The sequence below is a fragment of the Clostridium sp. ZBS15 genome, from assembly GCF_023845705.1.
Lineage (GTDB): Bacteria > Bacillota > Clostridia > Clostridiales > Clostridiaceae > Clostridium > Clostridium aquiflavi.
Map to the genome: position 1 here is coordinate 47,354 of NZ_JAMQHY010000054.1, position 17,103 is coordinate 64,456.

Sequence of the window (17,103 nt, forward strand, 5' to 3'; positions counted from 1 at the left end):
ACAAGCAGTAAATGTGACAATATTCATTAAGTATTCTCAAAATCCAATTACAATGCTACTTTGCCTATTACATATATGAATACACATTTAAAACATAGCCTTACTAATTTTTTAACTATTGATGTATACAATATATAAATTTGCATGTATCATACGTAATAAAATTATTCAAATTTAAAATTTTTAAATAATTCCCCTAATGATACTCCATCTTCTTCATCTACATATTGTAAATATTCTTTACTAGTTTCTACTGCATCTTTTATGCTTAAAGATAATCTCTTAGTATCCTTGTTAAAGTCTAATACTTTAACCTTTACTTTTTGATTTAATTCCAATACATCAGATGGTTTAGCAATATTTTCATCAGTTATTTCTGAAATATGAACTAATCCTTCTATTCCTTCAAATATTTCAACAAACGCTCCAAATGAAGCAAATTTTACAACTTTACCTTCAAATATCATTCCTGACTTAATTTCATTTGTATGTAAAGTCCAAGGTTCTTTATTTATATCTTTTAATACTAAAGATAATTTTTGTTTTTCTACATCAATAGAACCTATATACACTTCAACTTTGTCATTTTCCTTTACTACTTCTTCTGGTCTATTTACTCTATTCCAAGATAAATCTGATATATGAACTAATCCTTCTACTCCACCAATATCAACAAAAGCACCATATTTAACTAACTTCTTAACTACTCCTGTTCTTTTTTCTCCTTCTTTTAAAGAATTCCATATAACTTTTCTATTCTTTTCATATTCTTCATTTTCAATTGCTTTTCTTGATGCAACTATTTTGTTATTTCTAAAGTCTAGTTCTATTATTCTAACTTCTAATTCTGTATTCTTTAATGTACTTAAATCTATCATACTTCTTGATGCTAATGAAGCTGGGATAAATACTCTTATATTACCATAATAAGAAATAAGTCCACCTTTAATTTCATCTTTTACATATACTTTAACATTTTTTTCTTCCTTAAAAGCTTTTTGTAATTGTTCTTTTTCTTTAATAACTAATGCCTTTATAAGTGATAGCTTAACATAGCCTTCACCATCGTTTGGAGATATAACGTATACATCTATTTCGTCATCAACTTTAAGTACATCCATAGGGTTTTTATCATCTATTGATACTTCTTCTTTAGCTATTAATCCATCAAATGCATAATTTATATTTACTACTACTTCCTTTTCATTGACTTCTAAAACTTTTCCTTTTAGTATTTGACCTTTATTTATTCTTTTCACATCATATTCTTCTAAAAAACTTTTCATAGTATTATCTGACATTTAACCACTTCCTTAATATTATTTAGCTATCCTTTTAATACTTGTTAATATTTAATGTATAGCCAATCACTTAAAACATCTAATAAACTAGAGCTTAATTAATATAATTTTAATCTATTAATCTAATTTATACAAGAATTCACCCATTTTAATTATGTGTTTATATATTTAATAAGTGAAGTGGCATTATAATTTTTGATTTTACTCTTAAATTTTAAAGAGTTATAATATAACTCTTTAAAAGCTTTTATTTATCATTAAATGTTAGATAGATAGAGGTATAAAGAGTTAATTGATTTTATTTTTCTCTACTTAACATTTTTAGTTGTTTTTCCATATTGTGTAGTCTAGATATTTTATCTATAATAAAGCTATAATCTTTTAGGGGGTGCTCACTATTTTTAAGATTAAGAAAAAACATATATTTACTATATTATTAGTTTTTTTATTTAGCATTTCCAGTTTGCCATTAGAACTTATATCTAATGTAAACCATAATACTAATAATAATTTAATTGCTTACGCAGATAGTAATATAGATGCCAGTATATTGAGCTCAACGAGCACTAACTTGTTAGCTAAGTCTAGTGGTAAGAGTTCCAGTGGATCTAGATCAACCAGTAAGAGTTCTAGTAGTTCAAAATCTAGCAGTAAAAGTTCCGGAAGCTCTAGCGGATTTAAATCAGGAAGTTTTAACAGTTCTTCAAGTAAATCTTCTAGTGAAAGTAATAGTACTAGTAGCTCTAGTAAAAAAAATACCACTGATAAGAGTGCTGAAGGATTTAAATCAGGAAGTTTTTCTGACACAAAAAATAATAGTAATACAAATTCTTCAAACATAGATAAAACAACTAATGATTCCAATGAAACTAGCAGTGGTGCTTCAAAAGGATTTAGCAGTGGATCATATTCTTCTACTAATAATCCAAATGATTCAAATTCATCAAGCACAAATAGTAGTACGCAGAAGGATGAATCAAAAACATATATACCATCATCAAATTCAGGGGGACTTGGCTGGTATGGAGGTTCTAGATTTTTTAGACCTATGTATTTTGGATCACCTTCAAGCTTAATAATTAATGCTTTAGTATTAGCACTAATGTTCTTTGTAATTTTAATGTTAATAAAACTTTATTTAAGAAGAAAAAGATAATAATAGATAACAATAATAAATATTTAGGAGGCATTTTTATGGGAGTTTTTTCAAGAATATCAAATATGTTTAAGGCAAAGGTAAATAATACTTTAGATGAAATGGAAAATCCAATAGAATTATTAGATCAAAAATTAAGAGAAATGGAAGAACAACTTAGTAAAGCTAAATTAAATTCTGCACAAATCTTAGGAAATGTTCATGAAATAGAAAAGAACATGAATGATGCAAAGAAACAATCTGAAGATTTTGAATCAAAAGTAAAACTTGCTTTATCTAAAGGTGATGAAGAGTTAGCTAAAAAAGCTTTATCTAGAAAAATGGAAATTGATAAAAAATATGATTCTTTAAAATTAAGCTATGATAATTCTAAAGTTCAAGCTGATGCATTAAAGAAAAGCTTAAAGGAATTAGAAGAAGAAATAACTAAAACTAGAAACTATAGAGATGAAGCTGCTGCTAGGTATTCTAACGCTCAAGCTTCAGAAAAAATAAATGAAGTATTAGCTAATGTACAAACTAAAAATAATTCAATACAAATTGATAATATAGAAAGAAAAATTCAAAGAACTGAATCTCGTGCAAAAGGTTTAAGTGAATTAAAAGATTTAGATGATTTTGATAGCCAATTTGAAAAATTAAATGAAGTTGATTTAGACCTTGAATTAGAAAAATATAAAGATAATAAATAGGTGATTTCATATGAGTAAAGATTTAGATTTTATTAATGATGAGAAAAATTATTGGGGGAAAATTTATACTGACATAGCTTATTCTATAAGTGAAAATGCCCCCTTTCTCTCTGAAGAAAAATTAAAAAACAGAAAATATTATGTTAAATCTTCTGTATTAAAAGATTATATTAAACTTTTAGATTCTACTGAATTAGATTGTAAAAAAGGTGGATTATTTAAATTATTTAAATCCAATAGTGCTTTAGATAAAGTAAACAACTTTAAAACTGAAAACAGACAATCATTCAAAGAATTGGAGAATTGCAGTAAATGTACTTGTTTAAACTGTACTTTTGATTGTAAATTTAAATCATGCACAAGCTGTAGATTTGGATCTTATATTAAATCATGTGATAAAGAAAAGATTAATGTTAGAAAACATGATAACTTCATTATTGATTTAACAAATAATGATACTGGTAATTCATCTAAATATAAAGTTTTAGCTACACTTGAAAATTGTATTAATAAAAATCAATATATAATACTAGAAAACATATCTTCATCTAATGATAAATTAGTATTATACTACTATCCCGAAATAAGAGGAGATTCTTATGGAGAGATTACTGATGTAGATGAATTTGATTTTATAGTTGAAACTTATCAAAACGCTGATTATTAAAGATGTAATTTTATTAGACTATGTTTTATATACATGCATTGATATATGCAATAGGTAAAGTGACATTGTAATTGGACTTTGAGAATTCTTAAGTGAGAATCTAAATTTTATATTTAGCCTTTCAAACTTACTCAGCGAAGTCGAGTTTCCTTTTGAATTCTACATTTACTGCTTGTCTTAATTTCACATTGAGAGCAAGCTAAAATGGGACTATACTCATTTTTAGTATTCCTAAGTTTAATTACTCCGTTCACTTTGCGTATGCATAATCAATTCATGTTAAAACACAGTTAATAAGCAATAAAGCTGTATTGAATTAATTTCAATACAGCTTTATCATTTATACTATTTCTTTTTTATTTTTTATTTCATTGTTTTTCTTTATTTCGTTAAAACAATAATTTATTATATCACTTCTCTTTATTATTCCTATAAATATTCCATCATCATCAACTACTGAGACAAAATTCTGACTTATAGCTAATGATATTAAGTTCTCTATATCAGCATTAATAGAAACAGATTTATGAGATATTCTTCGGCTTATATCACTTACATTTACACATTCAGTATTCTTAAAATTTAGGTCAGGAGTATTCTTTAATTTCCATAATAAATCTCCTTCTGTTAATGTTCCAACATACTTTCCTTCTTTATCAATAAGTGGAATAGCTGTGTATCCGTATCGCTCCATCTTCTCCATAACTTGTCTCATTGTTGCATCTTCGCTTTCATATACGACTTCATTTTTTGGAGTAAGAAAAAATGCTATATTCATAACAAAATCCTCTCTTGTACTAATATTATTTACTCTTGTATACTTATATTTTAACATATTTTTATAAAAAAATCTTTAATGAAAACCTTTATTTGCATGAATTTAATTTCTCCAATTTATAGTAATAATTTAGATAAGCCTCTTCTTTAAGTATAGTATTTACTTCATTGTAGGCATTTTCACCTTGAAGTGTTCTTTTAACTATTAACTCACTCAGTATCTTATTATTACATTTAGGACAAATACCTATTGATACAAATCTCCAATTTAATAACTTGAAATTTTCTTTTAAATCTATTTTTTTGTTACACTTAGGACATCTTATATCTAATTTCTCTTCATCTATATCTATATTTTCTAAATCTTTTACGTGTATTGCAGGCATACTATATATATCATTTATTATATAATTTTTAACTATTCTAGAATTGTATATGTGCTTAAATACAAGTAAAGTATATTCAGCATCATTTAATGCATCATGAAGTTTTGTATTATCAACTTTAATTTTCAATTCATCTAATGCACTTTTTAAGCCCATTGCTTTCTTATGTCCTAAAATCTTAGTTGAATATTCTTGTAAATCTAAATACTCCTTTATCCAACTTAAATCAGTATAATTATGATAATTAGAATTTATTATAATTTCAGCAATATCATCCTTAGCCCATGAACATATAATATCCCCATCTTCAATCATATTCTTTAGCTTATCCATGCCTTGTTTAAATGTTATTCCTTCTTTTTTTAAAGTATCCATAGTTATCTTTGTTATATTCGTTACTATTGGATTCATTACAGGAAACACAGATGGCTTTATATATTCTCTCATTTCAGCCACTTGTTTCATATACTTATCAACTTTTATAGCACCAATCTCTATAATTTCATTTTCTAAATTTATATTTTCTAATTCTTTATGTTTATCAAAGAAATCTTCTTCATATTTAGTTATATTTTTTAAATTATTAAATTCTAAATCAATTATTACATACCCCATACCCAAATCCTCTCTTAATACAATGCTTCTGGTTAAAAACTAATTAATATTTTAGTATAAAAATATGCCCTATACTAAAATATCAATTGTCTTTAGGACATAAAATGCCTTTTATATACTACATGAAATCTATTCCTGCTAATTTCATTAAATTAATAGCATTCTGAGTCTCACTCTTTCCCCTTCTAAGTATATAATCAAATTTTATTTTATCATCTTCATAAAATTCTCTAAAATTATAATTTATTATTTTATTATCTTCTTTTTCTAAATCACATAATTCTAAATCATGAGTTGAGACAAGTCCTATAGCACCGTATTTTATTAATTGATTTATTAATACAGTAGCTCCAGTATGCCTATCTCTAGAATTAGTTCCTTTAAATATTTCATCTAAAAGGAAAAATACTTTTTCTCCTCTTTTGCAAGCTTCTATAAGTATCTTTATTCTTAAAATTTCTGCATAAAATGAAGATATACTTTCTTCTAAACTATCTCTCGTTGTAATACAAGTATATACATTCATTATCCCACAATTAAAACTTTTAGCACAAACAGGTGATCCAATATAACTTAAAGCTAAATTACATCCTATACTTCTTAAAAATGTACTTTTGCCTGACATATTAGAACCTGTAATTAATGCAACTTTTTGTACTCCATTTAATGAAAAATTATTTCTTATAGCTTTGCTTCCTATTAGAGGATGACCTATCTCTTCTCCATAAACTTCATTACTATCTAATATATTTGGATAACTCCACTCTTCATGATCAAATGCTATATTAGATATGCTATTTAATGCATCTAATTCATTTATTATCTCTAACCAGCCTCTTAATTTTAGCCCATTATTCTTTTTCCACTTTTCTAAATTATTCATTATAAATACATCTGAAAAAAATAATATATTTATTATGAAATAATATGCATTATAAGAGCTATCTCCTATCCAATCTGCTAAATCAGATAGCTTCTTCATTTCTTTTTTACAACTGATTTTTTCATATGATATTTTATTTTTTAACTCCATCAAGTATTCTGAATGAAACTCTTCATCTTCTATTAATTTTAATATTTCACTATACCCATTTATATCTTGTTTTGTATTATTAAATAAGATTATATTTTTTTTAACTGACTTAGTTAACATTTTTACTACGCCAAAATCAATTATAAAAACTAGTATTACAAATGACCAAGGTAATACTTCATTAGTAGCTAAAAATATTGATACTGCATTAACAAATATAAAAATATAACTTATTATTATATTTAAAATATTTACTTTACTTTCTTCTTCACTCCATAGTAATAATTCATTTAAATTAGATTTTTTAGATTTATTTAATAATCCATTTACTATAAATTCTTGTCTCCATTTAATCTTTGACGCAAGTTCTTTTATAGCTTCTTGTTTTTTTAATATTAGTTCTTTATTTGAAATTTCTTCACTACTTAATATTTGAGCCAACCTATTTCTTCCACCAGTTGTAACTGTAGAATTTACAAGTTGAAAAAGAGAATTCGCTCCAAATATATTTAAATCATTTATAAATCTATGCTTATAATCTAAATATTCAGCACCATCATCTTTAAATTTTTTAAATTCTCCATTTATTCTATCAATGCCTTTTTGATTTATATCTATTAATATTTCTGCAATTTTTTTATCTCTTAGTTTACTAGAATGATTAAATGCTGTAACTACAAAAATAGATAAAAAAATTATAGTTGTTAATATCATTAAAATATAATTATTTTCCTTATATAATAAATAATCAACTGTTATCATAAAAAGAACTATTACAAGTCTCATAACACTTATAATATTTATTTTTTTTAATAACAATTCTCTTTTTTTAATGTTTTCTTCTAATATACTATTATAATACTGATTTGATTTATTCATAAGTTCTCCTTCTTTATTTATACTAATATAATAATTTTAACACATAATAATAATTTAAATTCTTTAATATTATAAAATTGCATTGCATTTAATAAAATATTAATTGTTTGCATATTTAAAATAAAACCTCAACTTTAAAAGCAAACTCAAATAAAAATATACCTATAAATTAAACACTTCTCCTGCGTCCAATCTATAGGCATAAAATTAAAATATTATTTATTTAAAGAATTATATATCTTATCTAAATTATTTTTCATAGCGTCTAAATAACTCATATCATCTTCATTTGATTCTAATGTATATATAGGAACTACCTCTGCACCAACTTCTGATGCTAATGTCTCTGAAACTTTTGGACTTGCTAAAGATTCAGAAAAAATAACTTTTATATTATTTTCTTTACAGAAATTAACCAAATTTTCCAATTCCTTAGGAGTCGGTTCACCCTCTCCATATAAATTTTCAACTGATTTTTGAGATAACCCAAAATCCCTACATAAATAACCAAAAGCAGCATGACCTGTTATAAAATCTTTTTGGCTTAACTCATTAAACTTAGCTGAGTATTCATCATATAAACCTTGTAATTCTTCTTTAAATTTATTATAGTTTGCTTCATATGTATCCTTATTTGCTCCATCCAAACTTATAAGTGCATTTTTTATATTTTCACATTGTTTTTGTACTTGTATTAAACTTAACCATGAATGAGGATCTACTAATTCTCCCTCTTTTCTAACATCAATGCCATCGCTTGAATTTACTTTTAATACTTTATCATCAGAAACTACATTGTTAACAGAATCAATCCAATGTTCCATTCCTAATCCATTATAAATAAAAATATCACTATTCATAAGCTTTTCAAAATCTTTAGTCTTTGGTTCATAATCATGTGGTTCCATATTTTCAGGAACTAAACAAGTAACCTCAATTTTATCTCCGCCTATTTTTTCAGTGAATTCCTTTAATGGATATATTGAAACCATAACCTGTAACTTTTTACTCTCATCATTTACTTTATTAGATTCATTCGTTGAATTTGAATTTGAACATCCAATGATAAATAAACTCATTAGAATGCATGATAGTGTTAAAAAAAATCTTTTTTTCATTAAGTCCTCCTATTTGCATATGATTTGCATTTGCAAATATAATTTTAATTTATTTTCTTATACTTGTCAAACTATAATATAATTATTAACTTAATTTGATTAAATTATAATCATATGAAATATTATCTAAAATATTCTTTTCTATTGTTTGGCATGTAAAAAATATTACTTGATTAAAATCTTCTTTTATTAATAGCTTTAATGCTCTTTCTCTTCTATTATCATCATATTGTATAAATGCATCATCTAAAAATATAGGTACTTTCTTATTTTTAAACAGCATATTTATAAATGATAATCTTAGCGACAGATATAACTGATCCTTAGCTCCATTACTTAATATTTCCGAACCAAATAATACGCTATTATCCCTCACCTTTAACTTATAGTCCTCAGATATTTTAACATCTTTATAATTTTTTAATGTTAAGAAATTAAAATTTTTTAATACTTCATTGTTCAACTTAGGTCCTATATTGCTTCTTAGTTCTTTAAATGATTCTTGTAATTTTAAAGAAGCTACTTCTAAAGCCTTAAATTCTTTTTCACACTTTAAAATTTTTTCCTGAGCATCATATAATTCTTCTTCTATCTCAGCTATTGCTCGTTTACCTAAATATCGTTTTTCTATAAGATGTTCTAAATCTTTTATTTCTTTTTCTATTTTTAATAACTTGTTAGAACTTTTTTTTATTTCTTTTTCTATATCTTCTTCTGATTTATAAGAATAGCTTAAATCATCAGGTAATATATTTTTAATTTCTTTTTTGATTTCTTCTATATTCCTATCTTTTAAAAGCACCTTATATGTTTCTTCTACACTATTAAGATTACTTTTTACTTCCATTATTTTATTAACTTTATCCTTATACTCTTTAATTTTTATATGAAAATCCAATATATCAATATTTTCAAATTCCATTCCTTTTGTCTTTTCTCTTAAATCTTCTTCTTTATCCTTTAGTTGAAAATCTATTTCTTTTAGTTCTAATGCTAATGAACTAATTTTATATTCCATTGGTAATAACTCTTTTTTAAATTTACTATATATATTTACTTTATTTATTGTTTCTTCTATGGAATTACACTCTAATAATTTAAATAATGATTCTAGTACTTTCTTATTTTTATTATATTTATTATTTAATTCTTCTATATTAAAATCATTAATTTCTTTAACTTTAGAGTTTATAGATGCATAAATATTATCCTTATAGATTTTATATGAATCATATTGTGATAATTGCTTTATTAAATTCTCATAATCCTTACAATTAATTTCATTCATATGCAAATTCAATTTTTCTTCATATTGTTCTACTTCATTTTTTAGCTTTTGTATGCTAAGTTTATTTTTTTCTTTAATAGAAGCTTCCTTCATTATTAGTGAATACTTTAAATAAACTTTAGTCAAAATAGCTAGTAAAGGTACTGTTAAGATATCTATTATAAAGTTCTCTTTAAAAATACCTATAAATAAAACTACTAAAAACAAAGCAAACAATACATAAATAAAAATCATCTTATTCTTAATATTTTTTATAGAGCACCTCTCATTGTTTGATGAGTATAATTCTAATTTATATTTTAGTTCTTTTAATTTATCTTTATATAAATTAATATTTTCCTCTATATCCTCTCTATATTCAGCTATATATTCCAAATTCCTCATTTTATTAGATCTAATATTTAAATCATTTTTAAATGTTTCTATAGAATTTTCTATAGACTCAACTTTATATAATTTCTCCTTTAAATTTTCCTGTTCTATTTTTAATACATATAATTTATCTTTTATATCTTCTTCACAAAGGGAATCTAATACTTTATATTCTTTAAAATCATTGTTTTTTTCATTTAATTTATTTTGTAAAATATTTAATTCTCTTTTCTTTTCTTGTTTTATATCATTTAAATTTAAATATCTATTATACTCTTTATTTAATTCTTCTAAAAACTCACTATTTATATTAGTATAATTTCTATTTAGTTCTTCATTTATTACTTCTTCTTTTTTCTTAAGTTCTTCACTCTTCTTTAAATATTGCGCAATTTCTAAATAATCTTTTTGTAAATTACTCTTTTTTATATACTTCTTGTATAATTCTAAACTATCTAATTTCTTTATTATTTCTTCTTTTTCATTTTTAGTATTTAATAATTTTTCTTCATTTTCTATGTTTGCCTCTGACAGAGTATATGCATTCCATAATTCTTCTTTTAGTAAATTTTTCTTTTCTGTAAGTAAATCTAATTCCCCAGATTTCCTAGTTGTCTTAATTTTCTTTTTTCCTTTTTCTAATACTTCTATTGCTTTCTTAAAAGATACATTTTCTTCTCCTGAATTATAAGTATTAGTTATTTTCTCCATTATTTCTTCTTCTTTATCCTTATTTACCATAACCCCTAATTGATTTATAAATAAAGTTTTAGAAAATGTTGATAAATTTATATCTAAAAAATATTTTCCTGGTTCATTATTATATGGTATATCTATTTTATCTCCAGTTACTTCATCAAGTATTTCACAGGTATCTTCTTTTTTAGTTAATCCAAAACTTCTTCTTATAACATATGTTACCCCTTCATGTTCAACTGTTAATTCTCCACTTATTTTTCCGCCAGTTAATGGAGTAAACTTTTTCCTATCATTATCTTTGCCACGATTTTTTTCAAATCCATAAAGCCATATCTTTATAAAATTCTCTATTGTACTTTTACCTTTTTCATTTTCACCATATATTAAGTTAAATTTATTAGCAAAGCTTATAATTCTTCCTTTTATCCCTGCAAAATTTTCTATATTAACTTGCTTAATAATTATAATCTCTCACCTCTTCACCCGATAAACTTTGAAGTCCTTTCTTTAAAGCTAATTTTATTATTTCTTTTTCTTCTTCTGTTTCTGCTTTTTCTAGTTCTTCATATATTTTTCTTGCAAATAAGCTCTTTATTGAATACCCTTTCAATAATTCATCCATATCTATTTTCACTTCAGTTTTATCTATTACTCTTATATCGTAATCATCCTTTTTTATCATCTCTTCTATGATTTCTTCTCTTAAATTAAATTCCTCATTAATTTCTCCCTTTAATATTACTTTGTAAGAATTATCTTTAATATTTTCTTTATCTATACAACTAAAAATTTTACTTTTAACTTGATTGTATCCAAAACAACCTTCTATATTTATTTCCTTTTCATAATAATTTCTAATAGCTGTTTTTATAAACTTATAATCACAATATCTATTAGAAATCTCTAATAATATAATTCCTTTGTCATCTAATTCATCAAATCCTCTTCCTTGTGGACACCCACTATATGCATAATAAGTATTTGATACTTTATTAACACCAACATACTTATGTCTATGTCCTAATGCTATATAATCCATATTACTTTTAGCAATTTCTTCTTCAGTTATAGGGTTATATTCATTCTTTTCTTTTGATGATATCTCTCCATGAATAACCATTATATTGTTATATCCATCAATTCTATTTACATCTTTTATTAAGGATTCATAAATATAATTGTGAGTAAAAGCAGCTCCCCATACAATAGTTTTTAAATCCTCTAAAACCACTTTTTCCATATTTCCCTTAAATATATATACATTTTTAGGCCACTCTATCATGCTATAAAACGATTTTTCGTTATATGGATCATGATTACCTGGACTTATAAATATTTTTACTTTATCTATTTTCTCAAAACATGATTTTAAAAAACATAATGTACTTTTATTTACTGATAAATTATCAAACATATCTCCTGCAATTAATAAAATATCTATATTATTTTCTAATGAAATTTTTATTATTTTTTCAAAGACTTCTTTAAGTTCTTCTCTACATTTAATAGATTTATTATTCTTCATTCCACTAAAAGGAGTATCAAAATGTAAATCTGATGTATGTAAAATTTTTATTTTTTTCATAATATCACCTTTTCATCGAACTTCAGTTCTCATTTTATCATGAAATTTAATAATAGTCCAAAAACTTTCCTTTATTTCCAATATTTATTTATATAATTTTATACTATTAATTAAAATATCTTCTATTTCAATTTAAATTGAAAATTTCACATAAAAAAGTTCTTTTGTAATAAAATTTTCTACTACAAAAGAACTTTTTACACTTAGCATTAAAATAACAATTATATTTTTAATACTAAGAAAATTGATAAACTTTAATAAAGAAACCTACATAAGTTCATGATATTTATTTAAAACATAAGAATTGTTATTTTAATTCCACAGTAACTGCTCTTTCTTTATAAACTTCTAATGATTTATCTGGACTATCATATATTAAATTATAAGTTTTATCTTCTAATATTCCATTCAATGTTACAACTCCAACTCCTGATTCAATACTTTCTACATTTTCTACATTGTTATTACTTTTTGTTTTAATATCATCTCTTGAAATATTTAATCGTAAATTCACCATTGTTGGATACTTAGTTTCATAATATATTTTTGTTTTATTTTCTTCTCTTACCACTTTAGTTATATTCAATTCAGAATCACCGGTAAAATTAAATCCATTTTCACTTAATGTTAAACTTATTTCTTTTTGCAATTTTTCTCTATATGCCTTTTTAAATTCTTTTGCTTCCCCATCGGTAGATGGCATTTCTTCTGGAGAATAGTGTTGCTTATTTTTATAAGGAATAAATGTTAATGAATTTAATTCTGAATCATTATTTAAAATTTCACATCTAAATTTTCCTCCACCAACTCCTGTACTTTCATTGCAATTATCAATTTTAACTTCTCTTCCTTTATCATCAACAACAATATAATTCATAATTGATATTTTATCTTTAGAATCTTTAAATGTCCCACTTATATAAGTGCTTATAGGTGTTACTATTACATTTTTTATTTTATAATCCCCTACAGTATTATCTAATGAATATTCTTCTATTTTACTCTTAATTTTTTCACTAGATATAGGAATATTAAAATCCCATTTATATTTTTCATTGTCAATTTCATCTTCAATACTAATATTAAAGTTAAACGTATCTAAAATATCTAATTGTGTTAATCCCATAAATGAATTATCATACATGGTATCATCTATATCAAAAATATTAATTCCACCAACAGTATTACTATTTATAGGCTTTGAATATCCCGAACTAGTTAGATTTACTTCTTTTCCATTTACTGAAACTTTAGTATTTAGAAAAGATGATAATTTCGCAAGTTTTTCTAAAGAATCCGCCACTGTACCTTCTACTTTATATGCTATTTTAAGCTTATATCCATCATAAAGCACACTTGTTATTGTAAAATTTACTCCATTACTCTCTTTAGTTATATTTACATCAGATGCATAATCAGAATATTGAGGTGATAGTCCCATTATTTCAGCTATAAAATCCTTAACTGGAAGACCTAATGCATTAGCTGTCGTAGTTATCCCCACACCTATACTGGCAAATAATACACAAAAGCAAATAACTGCTATACTAATAACTTTTCTATATCTTTTTTGTTCTTTAGGCTTAAGTGAATCCAATGTTTCTTGAATCATTAGATCTATTTTATCTGGAACATTATTATACTTACTTTTAATTTTATCTTTTAATATTTTATCAAAATTTTTATTGTCCACTTTTATTTTTCCTCCTCTCTAACTATTCTAATTTTAATAACTCGTAAAGCTTTTTTCTAGCTCTTAAAAGTCTTGTCCTAACTGTAGTTTCATTAATATTTAAAATTTTAGCAATTTCTTTTTGAGGAATGTCGTCAAAATAATACAAGACTACTAATTCGCGTAAATCTTCATCAATGTTATTTAAAGCTGTTTCTAAATCTATATCTTGATATTTATCCTCATAATTGCCTTCTATAATTGTTTCATCTAAATAAATAACTCTTTTTTCTTTTTTAATTATTGCTTTGCATTCATTTATAAGAATTCTAATAATCCAAGTCTTAAAGTACTCATGTTTTTTTATTTTTACTATATTCTCATAAGCCTTTAATATTGTATTTTGAATGGCATCCTCTACTTTCTCTTCATTTTTTAATATTCCTTTCGCTACTCTATATAATGACAACTTATTTTCTGTAATTAATTCTATAAAAGCTTCTTTATCCCCCTTTGAAGCTTTATATTCAGTACTACATTTTTTCAATTTATTATAATCAACTATATTATTTTCAACTTTTCCTTTCTCACTTTTATTTTGAGTTATATTCATTTCATATAATTTGTTTATTTGTTGCTTTATAATATTTAATTTTCTATCTAAAATATCATTCTTTATATTTAAATTTATAAAATTAAATATATCTATACAACTAAAAAAATTATTAAAATAACTACTATACATTTTATGTTCTCCTCCTTTCAATATAAAAGACTTTATTTATTTAACTACTTATTAGATGCTTTTACTCTTAATAATGTTCTAGTATTTTTTTATATTTTATATAAAATTTGTATTTACTCTTATTCTAAACTATTTTCAAATATTTTTTAGTAATAAAAATATAATGCTTAGATAAAAAACTTTATAAATAAAAAGAAAGGGTACACTACATTTTAAGTAGTGTACCCTCCTAGTTTTGCAATACAATATAACTTTACTTAGTTATATTTATTCTCTTTTCAATTTGTTATTGAATTGAGTTTTCGTATTGCTCTACCATTCTTTTAACCATTTCGCCACCTACGGAACCACATTGTCTTGAACTTAGATCACCATTGTATTCACTAAATGGTACTCCTAGTTCATTAGCTACTTCGTTCTTGAATCTAGCTAATCCTTGTTTTGCTTCTGGAACTAATACGCTGTTTGACATAACAATCCCTCCCGGCTATTGGTATTTATATAATCAGGAAAATTTAAATTTTATTTAACTCTTCCTGGCTACACTATTATATTATCCAATATAGATATATATATTCTTGGTAATTAAATGTACTTATAGAATATAATACAAAATAAATTTATTATTACACTATAATCTAATATTTAAGGGTTGTTAATATATAACTTTTAAATTATAATATAATAAATACTTTGATAATCAAAATGTTTAACAATCAAATTTGTTTGAAAGGATAAATGAATATGAAATTTAATTCACTTAAAATAAGTAATTTAATAGCAAACCTTCCAATAATACAAGGTGGAATGGGAATAGGCGTGTCCGCTTCAAAGCTTGCATCAGCGGTTGCTAATGCTGGAGGAATAGGTATTATTTCTTCTGCTCAATTAGGCTATAAAGATTCTAATTTTAATAAAGATGCTTTAGGTTCAAATTTAAATGCATTAAAAGAACATATAATAACTGCTAAAAAGAATGCTCCTAATGGAATAATTGGAGTTAATATAATGGTTGCAAGCAGCAACTATGCTGAATATGTAAAAACAGCTATTAATGCTGGTATTGATTTAATAATATCTGGTGCTGGTTTACCTACTATGCTACCTAAAATAGCAAAAGATTCAAAAGTAAAACTTGCACCTATAGTTTCATCATTAAAGTCTGCAAAGGTAATCTTAAAATTATGGGATAGACATGATAATATAGCTCCAGATTTAGTTATTATAGAAGGTCCTAAAGCAGGTGGACATTTAGGATTTAAAGAAGAAGAACTAAAAAATGATAATATAAATTTTGATGACACTATAATTCAAATAATTGAAGAAACAAAAAAATATAGTGAAAAATATAATAAGGAAATTCCTGTAATAGTAGCTGGTGGTGTTTATGACGGCTATGATATTGCTAAATATCTTAAACTAGGTGCTAATGGTGTCCAAATGGCTACACGATTTGTTGCTACTTACGAATGCGATGCGTCACAAGAATTTAAAGATGCATATATTAATTGTTCAAAAGAAGATATAGATATTGTTAAAAGTCCTGTTGGAATGCCTGGCAGAGCTATAAAAAATGATTTCATAAAAAAGACTTTAACAGGTAGAGAAAATATAACTAGTTGCTATAATTGTTTAACTCCTTGTGATCCTAAAACAACACCTTATTGCATAAGTAAAGCACTTATGAATGCTGTTAATGGAAACATTAATGAAGGACTTATCTTCTGTGGAGAAAACGCAAGTAGAATTGATAAAATGATGTCTGTTAAAGAACTTATGACTGAATTAGAAGAAGAATTGAGAAAAGCTTAATATAATCTATTCACATTTTATTGATATATTCATAGGTAAAGTTGTATAAATTAATTAAACTTATCCATAATAAAATAAATATATTCTCATTTTAACCTAAATATATAAGATTTTAATAATTACCCTTATTTTTAATTTTATTTGATAATCCTCAAGGTTAAGTTAAAATACAACTTTGCTTATTATATATAATAGTAAAAATTATCTATTTAATTATTTACTTTTTAAAAGATATTGATATTAAAAAAATCACTTAATATCAATATCTTTTTTTATTTAATTTTGTCTCTGTTTTAGCAGAGTGTT

14 protein-coding genes are annotated in these 17,103 nt (G+C 24.2%); 4 read left to right on the forward strand and 10 right to left on the reverse strand.

All coding sequences use genetic code 11. The features are described from left to right. Window positions 1-164 precede the first annotated feature (164 nt). Window positions 165-1,301 carry a 30S ribosomal protein S1 gene (gene rpsA / locus NG904_RS14915; RefSeq protein ID WP_252232461.1) on the reverse strand — a complete coding sequence of 379 codons (1,137 nt, stop codon included), beginning with the start codon at window positions 1,299-1,301 and terminating at the stop codon, window positions 165-167. Window positions 1,302-1,764: 463 nt separating this feature from the next. Here rpsA and NG904_RS14920 point away from each other — a divergent pair, with 463 nt between their 5' ends. From NG904_RS14920 to NG904_RS14930, 3 genes are read left to right on the forward strand one after another with little or no spacing between them, the layout of a single operon-like run. Then, window positions 1,765-2,457, forward strand: a complete 693-nt coding sequence (locus tag NG904_RS14920; RefSeq protein ID WP_252232463.1) for a hypothetical protein — start codon at window positions 1,765-1,767, stop codon at window positions 2,455-2,457. Between the two features lie 38 nt (window positions 2,458-2,495). Next, entirely contained in the window at window positions 2,496-3,149 is a 654-nt protein-coding gene (locus tag NG904_RS14925) for a PspA/IM30 family protein (protein ID WP_252214456.1), read from the forward strand. Between the two features lie 10 nt (window positions 3,150-3,159). Further along, a complete protein-coding gene (locus tag NG904_RS14930) occupies window positions 3,160-3,816 on the forward strand; it encodes a DUF1292 domain-containing protein (RefSeq protein WP_252232465.1) in 657 nt (218 codons plus the stop codon). 340 nt (window positions 3,817-4,156) lie between these two features. Here the strand turns inward: NG904_RS14930 and NG904_RS14935 are convergent, their stop codons facing one another. The 9 genes from NG904_RS14935 to NG904_RS14975 all read right to left on the reverse strand — a co-directional run bounded on the left by NG904_RS14935 (window position 4,157) and on the right by NG904_RS14975 (window position 15,457). Then, the gene (locus tag NG904_RS14935) at window positions 4,157-4,594 is read right to left on the reverse strand and encodes a CBS domain-containing protein (RefSeq protein WP_252214452.1); all 438 of its coding nucleotides are present in this window, start codon (window positions 4,592-4,594) and stop codon (window positions 4,157-4,159) included. Between the two features lie 88 nt (window positions 4,595-4,682). Then, entirely contained in the window at window positions 4,683-5,594 is a 912-nt protein-coding gene (locus NG904_RS14940) for a 3'-5' exonuclease (protein WP_252232467.1), read from the reverse strand. A gap of 118 nt (window positions 5,595-5,712) precedes the next feature. After that, entirely contained in the window at window positions 5,713-7,506 is a 1,794-nt protein-coding gene (locus tag NG904_RS14945; RefSeq protein WP_252232469.1) for a MutS-related protein, read from the reverse strand. A 215-nt stretch (window positions 7,507-7,721) separates the two neighbouring features. Then, window positions 7,722-8,624 (reverse strand): metal ABC transporter solute-binding protein, Zn/Mn family, encoded by a 903-nt coding sequence (locus NG904_RS14950; RefSeq protein ID WP_252232471.1) that lies wholly within the window; start codon window positions 8,622-8,624, stop codon window positions 7,722-7,724. Window positions 8,625-8,709: 85 nt separating this feature from the next. After that, window positions 8,710-11,448, reverse strand: coding sequence for an AAA family ATPase (locus NG904_RS14955; protein WP_252232472.1), 2,739 nt, complete (start codon window positions 11,446-11,448; stop codon window positions 8,710-8,712). Then, window positions 11,438-12,568, reverse strand: a complete 1,131-nt coding sequence (locus NG904_RS14960) for a metallophosphoesterase family protein (RefSeq protein WP_252214440.1) — start codon at window positions 12,566-12,568, stop codon at window positions 11,438-11,440. Before NG904_RS14960 ends, NG904_RS14955 begins: the two co-directional genes overlap by 11 nt. A gap of 307 nt (window positions 12,569-12,875) precedes the next feature. After that, the gene (locus NG904_RS14965; protein WP_252224445.1) at window positions 12,876-14,261 is read right to left on the reverse strand and encodes a DUF4179 domain-containing protein; all 1,386 of its coding nucleotides are present in this window, start codon (window positions 14,259-14,261) and stop codon (window positions 12,876-12,878) included. A 22-nt stretch (window positions 14,262-14,283) separates the two neighbouring features. Further along, entirely contained in the window at window positions 14,284-14,985 is a 702-nt protein-coding gene (locus NG904_RS14970; RefSeq protein ID WP_252224442.1) for an RNA polymerase sigma factor, read from the reverse strand. Window positions 14,986-15,271: 286 nt separating this feature from the next. Continuing rightward, the gene (locus tag NG904_RS14975) at window positions 15,272-15,457 is read right to left on the reverse strand and encodes an alpha/beta-type small acid-soluble spore protein (protein WP_252214434.1); all 186 of its coding nucleotides are present in this window, start codon (window positions 15,455-15,457) and stop codon (window positions 15,272-15,274) included. Window positions 15,458-15,729: 272 nt separating this feature from the next. Between NG904_RS14975 and NG904_RS14980 the strand changes: the two genes are divergently transcribed. After that, window positions 15,730-16,797 (forward strand): NAD(P)H-dependent flavin oxidoreductase, encoded by a 1,068-nt coding sequence (locus NG904_RS14980; protein WP_252214432.1) that lies wholly within the window; start codon window positions 15,730-15,732, stop codon window positions 16,795-16,797. Window positions 16,798-17,103: the final 306 nt, after the last annotated feature.

Excerpts from the sequence above, each read along its gene's own strand:
- rpsA (WP_252232461.1), bottom strand. The coding sequence starts at position 1,301 with ATGTCAGATAATACTATGAAAAGTTTTTTAGAAGAATATGATGTGAAA.
- NG904_RS14925 (WP_252214456.1), top strand. The coding sequence starts at position 2,496 with ATGGGAGTTTTTTCAAGAATATCAAATATGTTTAAGGCAAAGGTAAAT.
- NG904_RS14930 (WP_252232465.1), top strand. The coding sequence starts at position 3,160 with ATGAGTAAAGATTTAGATTTTATTAATGATGAGAAAAATTATTGGGGG.
- NG904_RS14935 (WP_252214452.1), bottom strand. The coding sequence starts at position 4,594 with ATGAATATAGCATTTTTTCTTACTCCAAAAAATGAAGTCGTATATGAA.
- NG904_RS14940 (WP_252232467.1), bottom strand. The coding sequence starts at position 5,594 with ATGGGGTATGTAATAATTGATTTAGAATTTAATAATTTAAAAAATATA.
- NG904_RS14945 (WP_252232469.1), bottom strand. The coding sequence starts at position 7,506 with ATGAATAAATCAAATCAGTATTATAATAGTATATTAGAAGAAAACATT.
- NG904_RS14950 (WP_252232471.1), bottom strand. The coding sequence starts at position 8,624 with ATGAAAAAAAGATTTTTTTTAACACTATCATGCATTCTAATGAGTTTA.
- NG904_RS14960 (WP_252214440.1), bottom strand. The coding sequence starts at position 12,568 with ATGAAAAAAATAAAAATTTTACATACATCAGATTTACATTTTGATACT.
- NG904_RS14970 (WP_252224442.1), bottom strand. The coding sequence starts at position 14,985 with ATGTATAGTAGTTATTTTAATAATTTTTTTAGTTGTATAGATATATTT.
- NG904_RS14975 (WP_252214434.1), bottom strand. The coding sequence starts at position 15,457 with ATGTCAAACAGCGTATTAGTTCCAGAAGCAAAACAAGGATTAGCTAGA.
- NG904_RS14980 (WP_252214432.1), top strand. The coding sequence starts at position 15,730 with ATGAAATTTAATTCACTTAAAATAAGTAATTTAATAGCAAACCTTCCA.